Origin of the sequence: Streptococcus himalayensis (assembly GCF_001708305.1) — a bacterium.
Taxonomy (GTDB): Bacteria; Bacillota; Bacilli; order Lactobacillales; family Streptococcaceae; genus Streptococcus; species Streptococcus himalayensis.
In genome coordinates this window covers 612,770-631,431 of sequence record NZ_CP016953.1, presented here as the reverse complement: position 1 = coordinate 631,431, position 18,662 = coordinate 612,770, and the positions used below count along the sequence as shown (strand labels likewise).

At 39.8% G+C, this 18,662-nt stretch carries 17 protein-coding genes and 1 pseudogene; 4 read left to right on the top strand and 14 right to left on the bottom strand.

All coding sequences use genetic code 11. The features are described from left to right. Positions 1–15 precede the first annotated feature (15 nt). The 6 genes and pseudogenes from rplI to apf all read right to left on the bottom strand — a co-directional run bounded on the left by rplI (position 16) and on the right by apf (position 8,349). The gene (rplI, locus tag BFM96_RS03125) at positions 16–468 is read right to left on the bottom strand and encodes a 50S ribosomal protein L9 (protein WP_068990178.1); all 453 of its coding nucleotides are present in this window, start codon (positions 466–468) and stop codon (positions 16–18) included. 79 nt (positions 469–547) lie between these two features. Continuing rightward, a pseudogene (locus tag BFM96_RS03120) lies at positions 548–2,441 on the bottom strand (DHH family phosphoesterase); the annotation flags it as partial. A gap of 501 nt (positions 2,442–2,942) precedes the next feature. After that, positions 2,943–4,850 (bottom strand): tRNA uridine-5-carboxymethylaminomethyl(34) synthesis enzyme MnmG, encoded by a 1,908-nt coding sequence (mnmG, locus tag BFM96_RS03115; RefSeq protein ID WP_068990173.1) that lies wholly within the window; start codon positions 4,848–4,850, stop codon positions 2,943–2,945. Further along, positions 4,847–5,317 (bottom strand): NUDIX hydrolase, encoded by a 471-nt coding sequence (locus BFM96_RS03110; RefSeq protein ID WP_068990171.1) that lies wholly within the window; start codon positions 5,315–5,317, stop codon positions 4,847–4,849. Before BFM96_RS03110 ends, mnmG begins: the two co-directional genes overlap by 4 nt. A gap of 887 nt (positions 5,318–6,204) precedes the next feature. Next, positions 6,205–7,326 (bottom strand): tRNA 2-thiouridine(34) synthase MnmA, encoded by a 1,122-nt coding sequence (gene mnmA / locus BFM96_RS03105; RefSeq protein ID WP_068990168.1) that lies wholly within the window; start codon positions 7,324–7,326, stop codon positions 6,205–6,207. Between the two features lie 492 nt (positions 7,327–7,818). Further along, complete coding sequence (gene apf, locus BFM96_RS03100; RefSeq protein ID WP_068990167.1) at positions 7,819–8,349, bottom strand: aggregation-promoting factor; 531 nt, start codon at positions 8,347–8,349, stop codon at positions 7,819–7,821. A 246-nt stretch (positions 8,350–8,595) separates the two neighbouring features. On the opposite strand from apf, the gene sdaAB reads away from it, so the two are divergent. From sdaAB to BFM96_RS03080, 4 genes are read left to right on the top strand one after another with little or no spacing between them, the layout of a single operon-like run. Continuing rightward, positions 8,596–9,267, top strand: a complete 672-nt coding sequence (gene sdaAB / locus BFM96_RS03095; protein ID WP_068990166.1) for an L-serine ammonia-lyase, iron-sulfur-dependent subunit beta — start codon at positions 8,596–8,598, stop codon at positions 9,265–9,267. Positions 9,268–9,275: 8 nt separating this feature from the next. After that, a complete protein-coding gene (gene sdaAA, locus BFM96_RS03090; RefSeq protein WP_068990161.1) occupies positions 9,276–10,148 on the top strand; it encodes an L-serine ammonia-lyase, iron-sulfur-dependent, subunit alpha in 873 nt (290 codons plus the stop codon). Beyond that, positions 10,145–10,720 carry a histidine phosphatase family protein gene (locus BFM96_RS03085; protein ID WP_068990158.1) on the top strand — a complete coding sequence of 192 codons (576 nt, stop codon included), beginning with the start codon at positions 10,145–10,147 and terminating at the stop codon, positions 10,718–10,720. Before sdaAA ends, BFM96_RS03085 begins: the two co-directional genes overlap by 4 nt. Further along, a complete protein-coding gene (locus BFM96_RS03080; protein WP_068990156.1) occupies positions 10,720–11,370 on the top strand; it encodes an HAD-IA family hydrolase in 651 nt (216 codons plus the stop codon). Before BFM96_RS03085 ends, BFM96_RS03080 begins: the two co-directional genes overlap by 1 nt. A 50-nt stretch (positions 11,371–11,420) precedes the next feature. On the opposite strand, the gene BFM96_RS03075 is transcribed toward BFM96_RS03080, so the two are convergent. From BFM96_RS03075 to yfmF, 8 genes are all read right to left on the bottom strand, one after another. Further along, entirely contained in the window at positions 11,421–12,029 is a 609-nt protein-coding gene (locus tag BFM96_RS03075) for a LysM peptidoglycan-binding domain-containing protein (RefSeq protein WP_373283957.1), read from the bottom strand. A 117-nt stretch (positions 12,030–12,146) separates the two neighbouring features. Further along, a complete protein-coding gene (locus BFM96_RS03070; RefSeq protein ID WP_068990148.1) occupies positions 12,147–12,941 on the bottom strand; it encodes an energy-coupling factor transporter transmembrane component T family protein in 795 nt (264 codons plus the stop codon). Further along, the gene (locus tag BFM96_RS03065) at positions 12,934–13,773 is read right to left on the bottom strand and encodes an energy-coupling factor transporter ATPase (protein ID WP_068990145.1); all 840 of its coding nucleotides are present in this window, start codon (positions 13,771–13,773) and stop codon (positions 12,934–12,936) included. The genes BFM96_RS03070 and BFM96_RS03065 overlap by 8 nt, the downstream gene beginning before the upstream one ends. Then, a complete protein-coding gene (locus BFM96_RS03060; RefSeq protein ID WP_068990142.1) occupies positions 13,758–14,585 on the bottom strand; it encodes an energy-coupling factor transporter ATPase in 828 nt (275 codons plus the stop codon). The genes BFM96_RS03065 and BFM96_RS03060 overlap by 16 nt, the downstream gene beginning before the upstream one ends. Next, complete coding sequence (pgsA, locus tag BFM96_RS03055; protein WP_068990139.1) at positions 14,586–15,122, bottom strand: CDP-diacylglycerol--glycerol-3-phosphate 3-phosphatidyltransferase; 537 nt, start codon at positions 15,120–15,122, stop codon at positions 14,586–14,588. Next, on the bottom strand, positions 15,119–15,955 hold the full coding sequence (gene rodZ, locus BFM96_RS03050; RefSeq protein ID WP_068990136.1) for a cytoskeleton protein RodZ: 837 nt from the start codon (positions 15,953–15,955) through the stop codon (positions 15,119–15,121). Before rodZ ends, pgsA begins: the two co-directional genes overlap by 4 nt. Before the next feature lie 35 nt (positions 15,956–15,990). After that, positions 15,991–17,280 (bottom strand): EF-P 5-aminopentanol modification-associated protein YfmH, encoded by a 1,290-nt coding sequence (yfmH, locus tag BFM96_RS03045; protein WP_068990134.1) that lies wholly within the window; start codon positions 17,278–17,280, stop codon positions 15,991–15,993. Next, positions 17,280–18,527: an EF-P 5-aminopentanol modification-associated protein YfmF gene (yfmF, locus tag BFM96_RS03040; protein ID WP_068990132.1), complete on the bottom strand. Its 1,248-nt coding sequence runs from the start codon at positions 18,525–18,527 to the stop codon at positions 17,280–17,282. Before yfmF ends, yfmH begins: the two co-directional genes overlap by 1 nt. Positions 18,528–18,662: the final 135 nt, after the last annotated feature.

Genomic DNA, 18,662 nt, shown 5'->3' with positions numbered 1-18,662 from the left:
TCAATCGTTCAAGGATTATCCCTCTTTCACGCGCAAATTAATCACACTCGTCACATCTTGATAAATCTTTACAGGCACATCAATCAAACCCACAGCTCGAATTGGACTAGCCACTTGAATATGACGTTTGTCAATCTTAATCCCAAACTGCTTTTGCAATTCTTCAGCAATCTTTTTACTTGTAATAGAACCGAAAGTCCGACCGTCTGGTCCTACTTTTTCAGTAAATTCAACAATCGTTGCTTCTTCTTCCAATTTCGCCTTAATAGCTTTTGCTTCAGCCACCATTTCAGCGTGCGCTTTTTCTTCAGATTTTTGCTTTCCACGCAATTCCCCAATGGCTTGTGCATTTGCTTCCTTGGCTAGATTCTTCTTAATCAAGAAATTTTGAGCATAACCTGTTGGAACTTCCTTGATTTCGCCTTTTTTCCCCTTACCTTTTACATCTGCTAAGAAAATAACTTTCATTCTTCTGTCTCCTTGTCTTTCATAAGTTCATTGATAATGATTTCCTGTAATCGCTGAGATACAGCCGATAGGCTCTTGTCAGTGATTTGAGCGGCTGCCAAGTTAAAATGGCCGCCACCACCCATTTCTTCCATAATACGCTGTACATTGATTTTACTACGACTTCTGGCTGAAATAGACACATATCCTTTTTTATTCAGTGCCACAGTAAAGCTCGCTTCAATCCCAGACATGGCAAGCATCGCATCTGCAGCTTTACTGATGACAACGGTGCTATAGCGGACATCCTCAAGCCCTATTGCTAATAAAACGTTAGGCAAAAGTTTTCGACCATTTAAGATTAATTCATGCTCTGCACGGTAGTCTTCAAAATCAGTCGCTGAAATATCTTGAATCGTCACACTATCGCTTCCCCTCGTACGCAGGTAACTAGCCACATCGAAAGTTCGACTGGTAACACGGGATGTGAAATTCTTAGTATCCAGCATCATTCCAGCCATCAAACAACTAGCTTGCATTTTACCCAAGCGATTTTTCTTCGAATTTTGGAACTGAATGAGTTCTGTTACCAACTCACTGGCACTACTTGCTCCACTTTCGATATAAGTAATCACCGCATTTTCTGGGAAATCCTGATCCCTACGATGATGATCAATCACAATCGTCTGCTGGAACAAATCATAAAAATCCTTAGATAAGGTCAAAACCGTCTTGGAATGGTCCACCATGATGAGAAGGGAACGTTTTGTGACCATCGTCATGGCCTCTGATACAGGAATTAACTGGGTCATCCCCTCTGACTGCAATCGCTCCACTGCACGCTCAATATCCGGTGCCATCTGGTGTGGATCATAAACCGCATAAGTATGCTCAATGATATTGCTTGAAAATAACTGCATCCCAACAGAAGCTCCCAAGGCATCCATATCAAGATTTTTATGTCCTACAACAAAAACCTGATCGACACTTGTGATTTTATCCGAAATTGCAGCCATCATCGCACGTGTTCGCGTTCGCGTGCGCTTAACCGTCGAAGCCGTTCCACCGCCAAAGTACACAGGATTCTTGTTCTCATCGTTTTCTTTGACCACAGCTTGATCGCCCCCACGGACTTCCGCCAAGTTGAGATTCAAAAGAGCTACTTTCCCAATCTGGTCATGATTTCCATCACCGTACGAAAATCCCATACTCAAAGTCAGTGGCAAATGCCGTTCTTTAGCCTCCGTACGAAATTGATCAATCACACTAAATTTATCCTGCATGAGACGATCTAGCATGGTGTAATCCGTGAATAAATAAAAACGATCCATCCCCACACGACGATAAAACATGGCATGCTGCTCTGCAAATCCTGCTACAAAATTAGCAATAAAACTGTTAATCTGACTAATATCCGAATCTGAAACAGTATCCTCCAAATCATCATAATTATCCACAGAGATAATCCCGATAACCGGCCGAGTCGTTACCAACTCTGCTGCTGCCTGATACTCACTTGATGCATCAAAAAAATAAAACACATTTGACCCATGATCGATGGATACAGAATAACGAGTGGAGCCAATGACAGCATAAGAGCCAACTTCCTGAAATGGAGTCTGCGTGATTTGCTGGACCAATTCTAAATCAAATTCTCCATCTTCATTGGTCAAAATAAGCTCAGCATAGGGGTTAAACCACTCTACACTACCAGTTTTCTCATCAATTTTAACAACCCCAACTGGCATTTTATCAAGAAGAGATGTAAGGCTATTTTCAGCCTGATCATTGACATACTGAATCTGCTCTAACTCATCCACTTCATGGTATTTTTCCTGATAAATCAAGAGGAACACAAAAAAGGATAAAATGAACAAAATAGCTAGCAACGTTGATGTTGTATCTCCAAATACTCGTAAAAATAGAGCTAAAATTCCAAAAGAAATGATGCCTACCATGATAAAATGGATGGGCGCAAAACGAAATCTTTTCATCATAAACCTCTTATTCGAGATATTATACCATAAATAGCCTTAAAATGCGAATTTATAGCTAGTCTCATACCATAGTAGTTCGTAAATCCCTATTTTGGAAAACAAACTCCTACACATTTACAACCTTCGTTTACACTATTGTAAATTCTGTTTACAAAAATAATGTTCAATTTCAAGAATATTCATTCTTTATTTTCAAAGCTTTTAACTTTTTCAATCATTTTTTATCTCAACAGTTTATTTGATTTCTATTCTAGTTTACAATTAAATTTACATGATTTACAAATTTGTAAACTTAATTGTAAACAACAGTGATTTGACTAACATCAGCCGTTTTGCAGGCATCTTGCCAGTTCTACTTGATAATTTCTTGAGAGAATCCCAAGAACTTCCTTCAAATCCTATATATTTATCATACCTAACGATAACAACTATAAAAACTGCAGGGAAAGCGATCTCCTGCAGCTTTTTATGATTTATAACCTTTTTTCTGTCTTTTCTTTATTGCTTCTGATGTTTTGAAATACTACGCGATTTCCCTTCCAAATAAACCATTAGGATCGAGATATCAGCTGGATTGACACCAGAAATCCGACTTGCCTGTCCGATGGTCTCTGGATTGATTTTCTTAAATTTTTGACGAGCTTCGGTCGCAATGGAATCAATATCATCCCAATCAATTGTAGCTGGAATGCGTTTCTCTTCCATCCGCTTCATCTTTTCTACCTGATCCATGGCCTTTGAAATATAACCCTCGTACTTAATCTCTGTTTCAATCAAGTCAATGATTTTTTCATCCAATTCTTCTGCAGCAGGTCCGATAAAAGCTACAACATCAGCATAGCTAACTTCTGGACGACGCATGAATTCCTTAGCAGTCACGGCGTCTGTCAAGGGCTTAAAGCCAAGTTCTTCTACCTTGGCATTCGTTTCCTTAACTGGTTTTAGCTTGATAGACTCTAGGCGTTTCATCTCTGTCTCATACTGATATTTTTTTGTTTCAAAATGTGCCCAACGTTCATCATCAACCAATCCAATCGCACGCCCCATTTCTGTTAAACGCATGTCTGCATTGTCATGGCGTAAAATCAAGCGATACTCTGCTCGGCTGGTCAATAACCGATAAGGCTCTACCGTCCCCTTGGTCACCAAATCATCAATCATCACGCCTATATAGCCATCACTGCGTTTCAAGATAAACTCTGGCTGTTCTTGAATTTTAAGAGCTGCATTGATTCCCGCAATAATGCCTTGCCCAGCCGCTTCTTCATAGCCAGATGTTCCATTGGTTTGACCTGCTGTAAATAGACCTGAAATCTTCTTCGTTTCAAGTGTCGCCCGCAATTGATGGGGCATAATCATATCGTATTCAATCGCATAACCCGTTCGCATCATTTCTGCATTCTCAAGACCTTTAATCGAATGAACTAGATCACGTTGGACATCTTCTGGCAGGCTCGTTGACAAGCCTTGAACATAAACTTCCTCAGTATTGCGACCTTCTGGTTCAAGAAAGAGCTGATGGCGTTCCTTATCCGCAAAACGCACAATCTTATCTTCAATAGACGGACAATAACGCGGTCCAACACCTTTCACTACTCCAGAAAACATAGGAGCCCGATGAAGATTTTTTTGGATAATATCATGACTTGTTTCATTTGTGTAAGTCAACCAACAAGGAACCTGGTCCTTCACATAATCTTCATCTCGCGATGTGTAAGAGAAGTGATTAGCCTTTTCATCGCCCGGTTGAATTTCTGTTACCTCATAATTGATCGAAGAAGCCTTGACCCGAGGAGGCGTTCCTGTCTTAAATCGGCCAATTTCCAAGCCTAAATCACGCAAATTATCCGCCAAATTAATCGAAGCTAGACTATGATTTGGTCCAGATGAGTATTTCAAATCTCCAATAATAATCTCACCGCGAAGGGCTGTACCTGTGGTCACAATCACTGCCTGTGCTGCATATTTTTGCTGAGTAGCCGTTTTGACCCCAATCACTTTACCATCTTCGACTAAAATCTCATCAATCATGGTCTGACGAAGCGTTAGATTTTTTTGATTTTCAACTGTTTTCCGCATTTCTTTGGAATACAATTCCTTATCTGCTTGCGCACGAAGGGCACGAACCGCAGGACCTTTTCCTGTATTTAGCATCTTCATCTGAATATAGGTCTTGTCAATATTCTTGGCCATTTCCCCGCCTAAGGCATCTACTTCACGGACGACAATTCCTTTTGCCGAACCGCCAATTGAGGGATTGCACGGCATAAACGCCAACATTTCAATGTTAATCGTCGCTAGCAAAACCTTACAACCCATGCGAGAGGCAGCCAAGGAAGCCTCAACACCTGCATGTCCTGCTCCTATGACAATAATGTCATATTCCTCTGTAAATGTATGTGTCATTTTTTCTCCTTTAATCTAATATGTTCCATTGTTCCTGACCAGTTTGGTAGATGGTTTTTCAAGAAAGATGGAACTACATTTACGTTGACAAGGTTGTCAACATCTATCCAATAACAAGGATAGGCCCATTTTTCTTCAATCATATGAGAAGGCATTTCTCCAGAGAATTCTACAATATAATGAAACTCAATGTTATGAAAATGAAGAGGTTTTCTGTTGTCAAGCACTGTAAACTCATTTTCAACAATAAAAGCCAGTTGCTTGACGGTAACATCAATTCCAAGCTCTTCTTTCACTTCTCGGCTAACAGCCTCCTCTGTTGATTCGCCCACTTCAATTGCACCACCAATTGTATAGTATGTTTCTGTCTCTTTCCGATAAGACAGGAATAGACGATTGCCTCTCATAATGAGTGCTGTCGCTCGAACTCCAAAAATCTGATTTTGGCTTCTTGACCTAAAATCCACAGACGTCTCCTTTTCTACACAAAAAGAGCCAAAACCCTCAGAAACTGCACGCAAAAAACGTCCAATTCCTATGAGCTTTGACCATCATAGTGATTGCTATTATTATTCTAGCAGAATTTTCAAAAAAATCAAGGAAAATACAACGGTAAGCGTTGCAAAAAATAAATATAGATGCTATAATATCTTTAGATTATACCTAATATGTATCTATCCAAATAAAGGAGAATGATTGGAGACAGACTATGAGCAATGGTTTATTTATTTTAACTTCATTAGTTTGCACATTAACTGTAATTCTTTACATAGAAGCTCAACATAATGAGCTTAGATACATTTATATTATTTTTCTACTTCTATATTTTATTTTGGTTAGTTTGTATTCCAAAAAGAAAGGAAAATAATGGCTATAAATTCACTTTATCTATAATGTCTTGTACCTTATTTCCTACTATACTCTGAGAAGTAAAGTGAGCATTTCCTCGAAAAAAATATGAATTACAGTAAGCCATCCGGTGGCTATTTATTTAGAAACAGAGGCAGTGTTCACCTTGTTCTTGAAACAGGGGGCGTCAGCTCCACTTCTCCCCATTTAGGTTATGGTCCTGTGTCTATTTCTCACCTAATGTTAGAGGAGGAGTATTTGTCAAAAAGACAGATAAACTAACAAGCTATAAATCTATTAAAAAATTATAGGAACGTGGACAGGGATAATTTAACGGCTACCTTTCAAGAAAAGAGCTTGTTAAGGGTAATGACTATGTAAGATAACCATCTACACCTCTATTACCGCACTCTGTTAATTTAAGTACACATTCACACAATAAGATAGCTTTGGGTATCAAAAACACCAAAGCTATTTTTCTTTTTGTAAACTTAGTTGACAAGTATTAAATATACTGACGAACTTCACCATCTTGATAAGCATTGTCAATCAAGCCACCTCCGAGGCACTCTTCACCATCATAAAAAACGACAGCTTGACCTGGTGTGATGGCCCGTTGTGGCTCCTCAAAGTTGACAACTGCTGTATCTCCCTTGACAACAATTCTTACCTTAGCATCTGGCTGGCGATAGCGGAATTTTGCAGTACACTCTAGTGTGAATTCTTCTGGCATAGAACGTGTAAAATGAACTTGACTAGCGTCAAGACTTGTTGACATGAGGTTGTCATGATAAAAACCTTGTCCTACATATAAAATGTTCTGCTTTAAGTCTTTCCCCACTACAAACCATGGGGCATTATCTCCCCCATGCTGGCCTCCAATACCAAGTCCACCCCGTTGGCCAATCGTATAGTACATCAAACCTGCATGCTCTCCCATGTCTCGCCCATCCATGGTCATCATCCGACCCGGTTGAGCAGGAAGGTACTGGCTAAGAAATTCCTTAAAGTTTTTCTCACCTATGAAACAAATTCCTGTAGAATCTTTCTTTTTAGCTGTAGCAAGCCCTGCTCGCTCAGCAATCGCCCGCACCTCAGACTTTTCCAAATGGCCCAGTGGGAACATGGTCTTCTGCAATTGTTCCTGTGACAACTGGCTGAGGAAATAGGTCTGGTCTTTGTTCGTATCTTTTCCTCTTAGCATGTGGACTGTGCCGTCCTCATCTCTTTTGACCTGAGCATAATGACCAGTTGCAACATAATCTGCCCCCAAGGTCATCGCATAATCTAAGAAAGCCTTAAATTTAATTTCCTTATTACACATAACATCAGGATTTGGTGTCCGTCCTGCTCGATATTCCGCAAGGAAGTATTCGAAGACACGATCCCAATACTCTTTTTCAAAGTTGACAGAGTAGTAGGGAATGCCAATCTGATCTGCGACAGCTGCAACATCTTTGTAATCTTCCGTTGCTGTGCAGACCCCGAATTCATCTGTGTCGTCCCAGTTTTTCATAAAAATGCCAATGACATCGTACCCTTGCTCTTTGAGAAGCAAGGCTGTGACGGACGAATCAACTCCACCACTCATACCAACAACAACACGCGTTTTTGAGTGTTCACTCATAAGTTTCTCCCATCTTTTCGTTTTTTCACGATTGAAGGTCGTGTAAAGATGCTTATTTGATAAAAAAGATTTACCAAATATTCTACTCCATAAATTTTTTATAGAGTAAAAAACGATTTGAAGGTCGTTTAAGCATGGTCTATTATAGCATGAATAGGAACAGAGGACAAGATTTTGCTACCTTTGCTGTTTGTTGACAAAACTGTCAACTTTCTATAACACCCAGCTAATCCTCCCTCGATTTTTTCTATCAGCTAGATAATTATCAGCCCTATAATTTCATCACTTGCTTATCTGGAATAGGTTGAACAGTATTCACCGAATGACCTTTTTTCTTTGTACGTAGGATAGAGGTTTACACTATGTTTACAAAATACTAGCTGTGTCAATTAGAACACTTTTCAAAAACTAATATACCTATGTCCAGCCTTAGACAAGAGATGAAACATCAAAAAACTTGTTAGAAAAATTCCTAACAAGTCTTCTCTTACTCTAATACCAGCCATTCACTAACCAAAAACCTTTGGCAGCAACCCACGAACCATAACGACTAGTTACATAGCTATCCGCTACTTTTTCCTGATTTTCAGGCGATAAGTCACCATTAAGGTAAGACAACGTCAGCTGGTAACGACCGTAATACTGACCGTTTTGAGCTGTATAACTACCACTTGATTCCTTTTGAGCAATCCATTCCTTAGCTTCTTGCTCCTCAGCACTTAGGCTAGACGTTGATAGCTCCTGGCTGGCCTCAGCTCCTTTAGTAGTCTCTTCCTGCTTGGTTTCATCATCCAACTCCAAAACCTGTCCTACTTGAATGAGATGGATATTCTGGATATTGTTTTTGTGAGCTAATTTTTCTACACTCGTCTGATGCATTTTGGCAATAGCAGAAAGCGTATCCCCAGATTTTACGGTATAGCTATCAGCACTGACTGACCTTGAAGAAATCAATGCTAAGATAACTGCTAAATTCAGTATTCCAACTGTCCATATTTTCTTCTTTGTCTGTATTTGCTTCATGTTTTTGATGCTCCTTTTCTGTGTCGCTTTTCCTGAAGGGAATTATCCCTTTTTGCAACTATTCTATCTTACCGTCTCTTTATTACTCTCAGCTTGTTGTTTGATTAAGAATATTACAGGTAGATTGAGGGCAGACTAAAAAACAGCCTTCAAATCCTTGGTTTTAGGATTCTATAAGTTTTTTCATAGTAAAATTTCCCAAACAAGTATATAATAAAGTGATGTATTATGCGAAAAGGAGATTTTATGAAATCACTACGTTTCCAATCAGTTTTTGATATTATAGGGCCCGTCATGATTGGTCCGTCAAGCAGCCATACAGCAGGTGCCGTTCGTATTGGAAAAATCGTTGCTTCTATTTTTAATGACGAGCCGACAGAGGTAGAATTCCAGCTCTTTAATTCCTTTGCCAAAACCTACCGCGGACATGGAACTGATTTAGCTCTGGTGGCTGGCATTTTAGGAATGGAAACAGATGACCCAGAGATTCCCAATAGTCTAGAAATTGCTCATAAACGTGGAATTAAGGTCGTTTGGACGATCCAAAAGGAAAGTAACGCTCCCCATCCAAATACAGCCAAAATTACGATTAAGAATGACCAAAAAACAATCAGTGTCACAGGAATTTCCATCGGTGGAGGCAATATTCAAGTGACCGAATTAAATGGCTTTTCGGTTTCACTTAGCATGAATACCCCAACCTTTATTATCGTCCATCAAGATGTCCCCGGTATGATTGCCCATGTGACCGAAGCCCTATCTCGTTATCAAATTAATATCGCTCAGATGAATGTTACACGAGAAAAGGCAGGAGAAAAAGCGATTATGATTATTGAAGTCGATAGTAGAGATTGTCACGAGGCCTTAGAGGATATTCGAACCATTCCTCACTTGCACAATGTAAATTTCTTTGAATAGGAGCAAATATGTTTTATTCCATAAAAGAATTAGTCGAACAAGCTGAGCTTGATTACCAAGGGAACGTTGCAGCCTTAATGATTGCAACAGAGTATGAATTGACCGGTCGAAAAAAAGAGGAAGTTCTTCGACTTATGACCCGAAACCTAGAAGTCATGAAAGCCTCCGTCGAACTGGGATTAGATGAACGTAAATCTCACAGTGGTCTTACTGGAGGGGATGCCATCAAGTTACAGCGCTATATGGATTCTGGACGTTCCCTATCTGACTACACTGTTCTCACCGCAGCTAAAAATGCTATGGCTGTCAATGAACACAATGCCAAGATGGGGGTTGTCTGTGCAACTCCTACTGCTGGAAGTGCAGGGTGTCTCCCTGCTGTTCTCACCTCAGCCATTGAAAAATTAAATCTCACTCACGAACAACAACTAGACTTTCTCCTCGCTGCTGGAGCCTTTGGATTAGTTATTGCCAATAATGCTTCCATATCAGGAGCTGAAGGAGGTTGTCAAGCAGAAGTTGGCTCAGCCAGTGCTATGAGTGCTGCTGCCTTGGTTTTAGCGGCTGGAGGAAGTCCATACCAAGCTAGTCAAGCCATTTGTTTTGTCATCAAAAATATGCTCGGTCTTATCTGTGATCCTGTGGCAGGATTAGTTGAAGTTCCTTGTGTCAAACGTAATGCTATGGGTGCGAGCTTTGCCTTCATCGCTGCTGATATGGCTTTAGCAGGGATAGAATCCAAAATCCCAGTGGACGAAGTGATTGATGCTATGTACCAAGTCGGCTCTAGTATGCCTTCTGCCTTCCGCGAAACCGCTGAAGGAGGACTAGCCACTACTCCAACTGGACTAACATTAAGCAAGGAGATTTTTGGCCAATGACCACTGTCTACTTTGTTCGCCATTGCGAACCAAACTATGATAACCATGATGATTGGACTCGGGAACTCTCCTCAAAAGGTTTACAAGATTGTCAACTTGTAACAGATTTTCTAGCCGATAAACAAATTGACCTTGTTTTATCAAGCCCTTTAAAACGAGCAGTAGACACCGTTAAGCCCTTTGCCGAATCTCAAAACCTTCCCCTTCAAACCATTTCAGACTTTCGAGAACGAAAGATTGATGATGTATGGATTGAAGATTTTAATAGCTTTACAGCAAAACAGTGGAAAGACTTCTCCTATAAATTAGCAAATGGAGAAAGTCTCCAAGAGGTACAAACTCGAAACATTACTGCTTTACAAAAATGTTTACAAGATTATAAAGGAAAAAATATAGTCATTGGCAGTCATGGGACAGCTCTTTCCACCATACTCCATTATTATAAGAAAGATTTCGGATTGACAGATTTTCTACGCATTAAGCCGCTAATGCCACATATCATTTGCTTTGAATTTAATCAATTCGATTGTCTATCCATTACAGAACACATACTAATAAAAGGTGATCACTGATGAAACATCTCTTTTTTGACTTAGACGGAACAGTCGTCGATAGCTCCGCAGGCATCAAAGCTGGGTTTAGAGCTGCTTTTGAAAGGATGGATACAGCAATTCCTTCTGACACCATTCTTGAAACCTTTATCGGTCCTCCTTTGGAAGTTAGCTTTTCAACCTTTGGAGATGCGAATTGGATCCAAGAAGCTATCCATGCTTTTCGAATCTACTATAAGAAACACGGAGTTTATCAAGTAGAGGTTTACAAAGGATTGACAAATTTATTGTCCTCTTTAAAAAAATTGGGCTATCATCTGTACATCACAACTAGTAAAAATGAACCCATGGCCCACAAAATGTTGGACTATTTAAACATTGACAGTTACTTTACAGCCATCTATGGAGCACTTCCAACTGCTTACCATAAAACTGATGTTATCAAACGTGCAATTACGGAACATCAACTTCCCTTGGAGGAATGTGCCATTATCGGAGACACTAAATTTGACATGATTGGCGGAAAAAACGTTGGCATTCAGACATTAGGTGTACTATGGGGTTTTGGAACTAGAGAAGATTTACAGAATTGTCAAGCAGATGAAATCTTTGAAGCTCCTGAAGATTTACTTACATTTCTGACCAATTTAAACATAAATCAAAATAACTAAAACAATAAAAAAAGAGGTCGAGGGCATATTCTCAATCTCTTTTATATTTTTTAGTAACCCCAAGCAGACAAGCCTTGTGCATTGTAAGCTCGTTGTGCTGCTGCAATTTGATCTTCAACGGTTGCGGTTGCTCCCCATCCTGGCATGGTTTGGAAAAGACCGCTAGCTCCTGAAGCATTAGCAACATTTGGATTTCCATTTGATTCACGTGCAATGATATGTTCCCATGTCGCTGCTGGCACTCCTGTCAATTCAGCCATACGAGCTGCTGCATAACGCCCTGTTTCTCCAGCTGTATTTCCATTTGCAAGAACGACTCCTCCAGCATAGGACGTAGGAGCTACTGCAGGTGCTTCATAGGTAACTGCAGCTTGTGCACTTGGTGTTTGCACGTTGGCCGATTGGCTAGCTTCACCTACTTTAGCAACTTGTTGCTCATCTAACTCCAAAATCTGACCAATCGTAATAAAATTCGCATCCTGAAGTTTGTTCAACTCCATAATTTTTTCAACAGTTGTATTTTGTTCTTGTGCAATTTCTGATAGAGTATCTCCAGCTTTTACAGTATAAGTAACCGCTTCTGCAACAGAATTTGCTGTAAATAGAGATGCTACTGCTAAAATTCCTGATAATGTATACTTCATAATTTTCATGGTAATATGAGATTTCTCCTTTTTCTTACAGTATCCATATTACACATAAAATATTACTAGAAGCTTTAAAACATGTTACAAAAATTACGGAAATGTTGATTTTACGCGTAAAAAACGCCTTTTTTAGCTTTTTAATAAAAATAGAGCAAGTCCTAGTCCAAAAATACTAATCAGTGCAGCTGTATCCTTTAGTGTCCACTTCAGTTGACGGTATCGACTACGCCCATGACCGCCTCGGTATCCCCGCGCTTCCATTGCTGTTGCAAGGGCATCTGCTCGCTTGAAACTAGAAGCAAATAAAGGTATCAAAATAGGAATGACAGACTTGACTTTCTGAAAAATCGAGCCTTCCCCAAAATCAACTCCCCGCGCTTTCTGGGCATTCATAATTCTTACCGTATCATCCATCAAAGTCGGCACAAACCGTAAACTCATGGATAACATCAGGCCAATCTCATGCACCGGAACGTTGAAAACTACCAAAGGTTTAAGTAAGGATTCCACAGCATCTGCTAAACTCAAGGGCATTGTCGTTAAGGTTAGAAGGGTTGAAAAACAAATCAAGAGGACAAAACGACTAAAAATAATCCCTGCTTGCTCTAGACCAACCTCTGTTACGGTAATAACTCCAAATTGAAACACAATCTTTCCGCCAGAGATAAAGAAAAGCTGAAATAGGGTCGTAAAAGCAATCAAAAAGATCATAGACTGCAATCCCTTCACAAAAAATCCTAGGGGAATTCTCGAAAGGAAAATCAGAACAAACACAAAGAAAAATAACAACAGATTGGTCACCATGTTATTCGCCCAAAAGATAATCATAATAAAGGCAATCATGGCCAACAGCTTACTTCTAGGATCTAGACGGTGCAAGATTGAATTTCCTGGAACATAGCGTCCCAAAATCATGCTATTCATGAAGCATCTCCTCAAACTCTTCTAAGGTAATCGGCAATCGAGAGACGTTCATCCCCCGCTCTCTCAATTCATAGGCGAATTTTGTAATTTTAGGAACGCCTAGCTGCATTTCTTCCATCAACTGAACTTCCTGAAAGAGCTCGCTAGGGGTGCCATTCATACGAACTCTACCGTTTTCCATCGCATAAACGTAATCTGCAAAATTCGCCACATCATCCATGACGTGGGTTACAAGGACAATGGTCATTCCCCTTTGATGAAGGGAGTGGAACAATTCCATCAACTCCTTACGCCCTGCAGGGTCTAGGCCCGCCGTTGGCTCATCCAAAACCAAAATTGTAGGCTCCATAGCTAAAATCCCAGCAATCGCTACACGACGCATCTGGCCTCCAGACAGCTCAAAGGGGCTTCGTTCAAACAAGTCCTCTGAAATCCCAACTAAGGCTAACTTCTCACGTGCTAAACGTTCTGCCTCTTCTTGAGACACTCCAAAATTCTGGGGTCCAAAAGCGACATCTTTCAGGACCGTTTCCTCAAAGACCTGATTTTCTGCAAATTGAAAGACTAGCCCTACCTGCTTTCTAACGTGCTTGATATTCTTAGGAAGAGAGGCAGAGGTAATCTCTAGCTGATCCACGGTTACTGTCCCATCAGAAGGCACCAAAAGACCATTGAGGAGTTGCAGAATAGTCGACTTTCCACTTCCTGTATGACCAATTAAAGCCGTGTAAGAGCCATCTTTGATGTCTAAATTAACTCCAAAAAGGGCAGGGCCCTCAAAAGGTGTCCCTGCTTGATAGGTATAACTTACATTTTTTAGCGTAATTCCCATAAATAATCCTGTAATTCTTCTTCTGTTAGGTAACTCGCTGGTAACTGGTACCCCTTATGACCTAAAACACTACGAATTTGATTGGCAAAAGGCTCATCCAGCCCCAAGTCTGCTAAATCTGTTCGAGAAAACAGCTCTTTTGGATGACTACTTGATTCAATGCGGCCTTGCTTCAAAACTAGGACACGATCACTGAGACTGATTTCATCCAAATCATGCGTGATAGAAATGACAGTCATTCCTGTTTCCAGCTTAATTTTTTGCACCATCCGAATCAACTCTAAACGTCCTCTGGGGTCTAACATACTCGTTGCTTCATCCAAGATGAGAATATCAGGTCGCAGGGCTAAAATTCCAGCGATTGCTACTCGTTGTTTTTGGCCGCCAGATAAACGAGACGGTTCCCTATCCTTAAAATCAGACATCCCCACAATCTGAAGAACCTCTTCAATTCGCTCTAGCATTGTCTCATAAGGCACTCCCTGATTTTCAAGGCCAAAGGCTACATCATCTTCGACAGTAGCACCAACAAATTGATTATCCGGATTTTGAAAAACCATTCCGATATGGCGACGTTTGTCCCAAATATTTTCAGGTGTGAGAAGATCACCAGCAATCATAATCTCTCCACTAAGTGGCTCTAATAAGCCATCCAATAGACGTACAAGAGTCGATTTTCCACTACCATTGTGCCCGATAATAGACAGCCATTCGCCACGTTTCACGTGAAACGTTAGGTTATCAAGAGTTAAATAATCACTCGTTTTATCATAGCGATAGCTCAATTCACGAACTTCAATTATATTTTTCATCTACTTAAACGTATCCTTAAAGAGGAAAGCTGCCCCCTTGAAATAATCATAACCAGAATAAACCGTCGCAATCAAAGAAATATAGAGGAATATCTGTCCCACGAATGTCCAATGAAAGAGCAAAAAGATAATTGCTAACATTTGGGTAAAGGTTTTGATTTTACCTGGTAGAGCAGCAGCTAAAACCTCACCATCATTTTCCACTAAAAGTAGGCGTAAACCAGTCACAGCTAGTTCTCGACAAATAATGACAACCACTACCCAGGCTGGCGCATAGCCCAACTCAATCAAGAGAATTAAAGCAGACATCACTAATAATTTATCAGCCATAGGGTCGGCGAATTTTCCAAAATTGGTTACTACTTCCCATTTTCTAGCTAGGTAACCATCTAGATAATCTGTTATACTTGCCACCATAAAAATGATTCCTGCCCAGACATGCAAATCTGAGTGTTTCAAGGAAAGAAGCAACACAAATAAGGGAATAAAGCCAATACGTATCAGCGTAAGAGCATTTGGGATATTTTCTTTTTTCATGATTCACTTCCTTTATTTTCTACTGTTATTGTAATCGTCCCAGCATAGTCTGTCAAGGCTGAGGTATCTAGCTGTTGGCCATCAACTAACACTTCTACCCCTCTGACAACGCCCAAAGTGACAAGGTACGTTCCACCAGATGTCAATTCTGTTGCTGCCGATTTACTCTCTGGGGAAAGAGTAACCCCATTTTCCAAGCTTGTTCCAGCTACACTCACCCAGCTAGTCACCTCTTTCACAGAGAGCTCTAGTTTAGCTTGTGTTGACACTCCTGTCAATCTTGCTGTCAAGTTACTCCCCTCTCCTGTAACTTCTAGACTAGCCTTAGGTTCAGAACTAGAGCTAGCTTCTGACTGACTAGAACTAGTCGAACTCATACTCGATTGCTCTTCTTGACTGACGATTTGATAGCTTTGTTCACGGTTTTGATTGGAGGGTCTTTGGGTATAATTCCAAACATAGATTGTCACAAAGGCAAGAATTGCCATGGCAACTAAGGAAAAATAAAAGAGTGGCAAAAAAGAATTTCTTTTTTTTCGACGTTTTCGGCTGCGAAAATCTTCATCCATATTGATGTCAATCTCATCGTAAACAATCATACTACCATCTTCATAAGCATCCAAGATAATTCGTTCATCCAAATCAACCGCCCATGCATATTTTCTCAAAAAAGAGCGGGCATAAAAAGTACTGGGAAGCGTATCAAATTCATCCGCTTCCATCGCCTCTAAAAAAGCCAGCTGAATATCTGTCTTTTCCTGTAAATCCTCTAGGGAAAGCTCTTGGTTAATCCTCGCTAACCGTAACACCTCGCCAATTGTTTTTTTTCTCATACGTTCTATCCTTCTCTCTCGTCAAATAAATGTTATCATTTAGGAAAAATGGTAAAATCAACAACATCTGCCTGCTCTATAAACCGTTTCCCAATTTCTAATACATCTGTCAAACTCATACTCTGCAAAATTTTAGGCATATCAAACAGATTTTCTCCGTCTACATGCGTTTCATACTGGGTAGCAATATAATCCAAGGAATTCAACCCATGTAGAAAATCACCAAACATTTCACTCTTAATAATATCTAGGTGCTCTTCTGAAACATCTTGATCCTTGGCAAACTGACGAATAGCCGAACGCATTTGGTGAGAAATCGATAGAGGTTCCATGGTATCCATTGTAAGCATTACAAAATGAAATTCTTTTTCAACCTCTACTTCCAAAGTCAAAGATGTGTCCAATTTTCCCGTTTCATAATAGTGCTGAAATCGTTTTGAAGTCCAGCCAAACATCATAGCAAATAATAATTTCAAAGCAATTTTATAGCGATACAATTCATAATCTTCAATCTTATCCTTGCCCCGTAATCCAATAGCCAGCTTAGGGGTCGCAACGTCCATACGCATCGTTTCTGTTGCAACAATCGGATTCAAAGGTATTGCTGCACGAGAAAAAGAATACTTGTGAGGATAGTGAATGGATTCTTGTGTCTCTTGCACCCATTCAAGAACTTCTTGCACATTTATATTTCCTACAAGAAAGAGGCTCATATTAGACGGGTGATAAAAAAGAGAAAAATTCTCTTGTAAATCATCCACTTGAATCTGCTGAATAGAATCTAGGCTACCTGCAATATCTGCTGATAGGGGACTGTTAGGATAAAGATTTGCTAAGGTTTGAGAAAATAAACGGTAATCTGGATCATCTTGGTACATTTCAATCTCTTGACCAATAATTCCCTTTTCTCTCTCCACAGAATCAGATGTAAAATGACCCGTTGACACAAGAGTTTGCAGTAAGTTTACACTTTCCTTGACACGATTAGTTGCTGAAAATAGATAGCTTGTCTTTGTAAAACTTGTAAAAGCATTACTTTCTGCTCCTAGCTTTACAAACTCATTTAGTAAATCTTGGCCGTTTTCATCCTCAAATAATTTATGTTCCAAAAAATGTGCCATACCATTCGGATAAGTCACTACTTCTCCATCCTGGCCAATAACCTCTGTATCTATTGATCCAAATCGCGTCGTCATCATTCCGTAAGTCTCATGAAAATCCGCTTTTGGAACTAAAAAAAGTCGTAAACCATTTGGCAAAATTGTTCTGTAAAGAGTCTCTCCGACACCTGCATATTCTCGTTTGTTCAACTGAATGTCGTCCATTATTTTCCTTCCATGAAGTAAACTGCTTGCAAGTTTAGTTGACTTGCAATTTCCATCACATCTTCTCTTGACACTTCTTGTAAACTTGTCAACCAATCAGTTGCTGACAAGGATTTTCTCCCAAAGACCGCTTTTAAATAGGCACGCTCTATCAACGTATTTTGCCTATCTAGTGATATCAGCAACGTATTTTTTAGCATTTCCTTGGTCGTTGACAGGTCTTCATCCGTGAATATTCCTTTTTTCAAATCTGAAATCTGACGATGGATTAAACTCACCGTTTTTGTTCGACTAAGTCTGTCAATTCCTGCGTAAACCCGTAGTAAACCTGAAAAAATATCAATCTGGCTAGAAATCGTATAAGCCAATCCTTCTTTCTCCCGAATATTGACAAATAGCTTAGAATGAGAAAAGCCACCCAAGAGACCGTTTAACACAATTAGAGCAAGGTGTTGGTCCTCTCCATATTGCGTAGAAAAATGATAACCTAACTCAATAATCGATTGATTTGTGTCTTTTTGTTCCAAACCTTCTCTGACAATATTTGACGTCGGCTGGCTATATTGTAGCTGTAAAGCTTGTGTTCTCGGTGTAAAGTTAAAGGATTTCATCGATTCAACCACTTGGATTTCGTTAAAATCTCCAATAAAAAAGACATCAATCCGATCATGATTGAGCATGGATTGCAGTTGTTCAAAACTCGTTTGAGCATTCTCTTTGCTGATTAAATCAATCGTTCCGATACGTGGAATTTGCATCTCTTCCTGCTCATAAAAAACCTGATTTAGCTCCCGATGAGCATGGTAAAAATGATTTTCAATTTCCGCTTCTAAATCTAGCAAGACATTTCTTTTTTCAATAGCAAAAGCTGACTCTTCAAAAGCATTTTCTACAACTAGGGGCTGTAGCAAACTTGCCTTCAAAAACTCTAACATCTCTTCGGTCAAGGTATTTTTCCGACTTAAAAAAGAATCACGAACAAAAGAAAGATTAATATCCACATAGTGAACCATTCCCCTTTTTGCTACGGAAGTCGAATAGGTAGCTCCGTAAAGAGTGGCCAAACGCTCACGAAAGGTTTGGGAAGTCGGATACAGGAGATTTGCTGTTTCAAGCATGCTTGCTGCCAAAACACGACCAGCAACCGTTTTTGAAGACAGCGGTGCTGCAAATCTCATTTTGATACGATTGGTCTTATACTTATCTGAAGAAATGAAATGGAGATGAACCCCTGTGACTAATTCCATAGTACTCCTCATGCTTTCTGATATAGACTTCTATTATATCACGAAATGGAGCTCTTTTGGGAATTATGATAAGATTCTTTTTCAGATTGCTTTATCTTTTACGGATACTCATTTCTATTTGTCACCGCTAAAAGA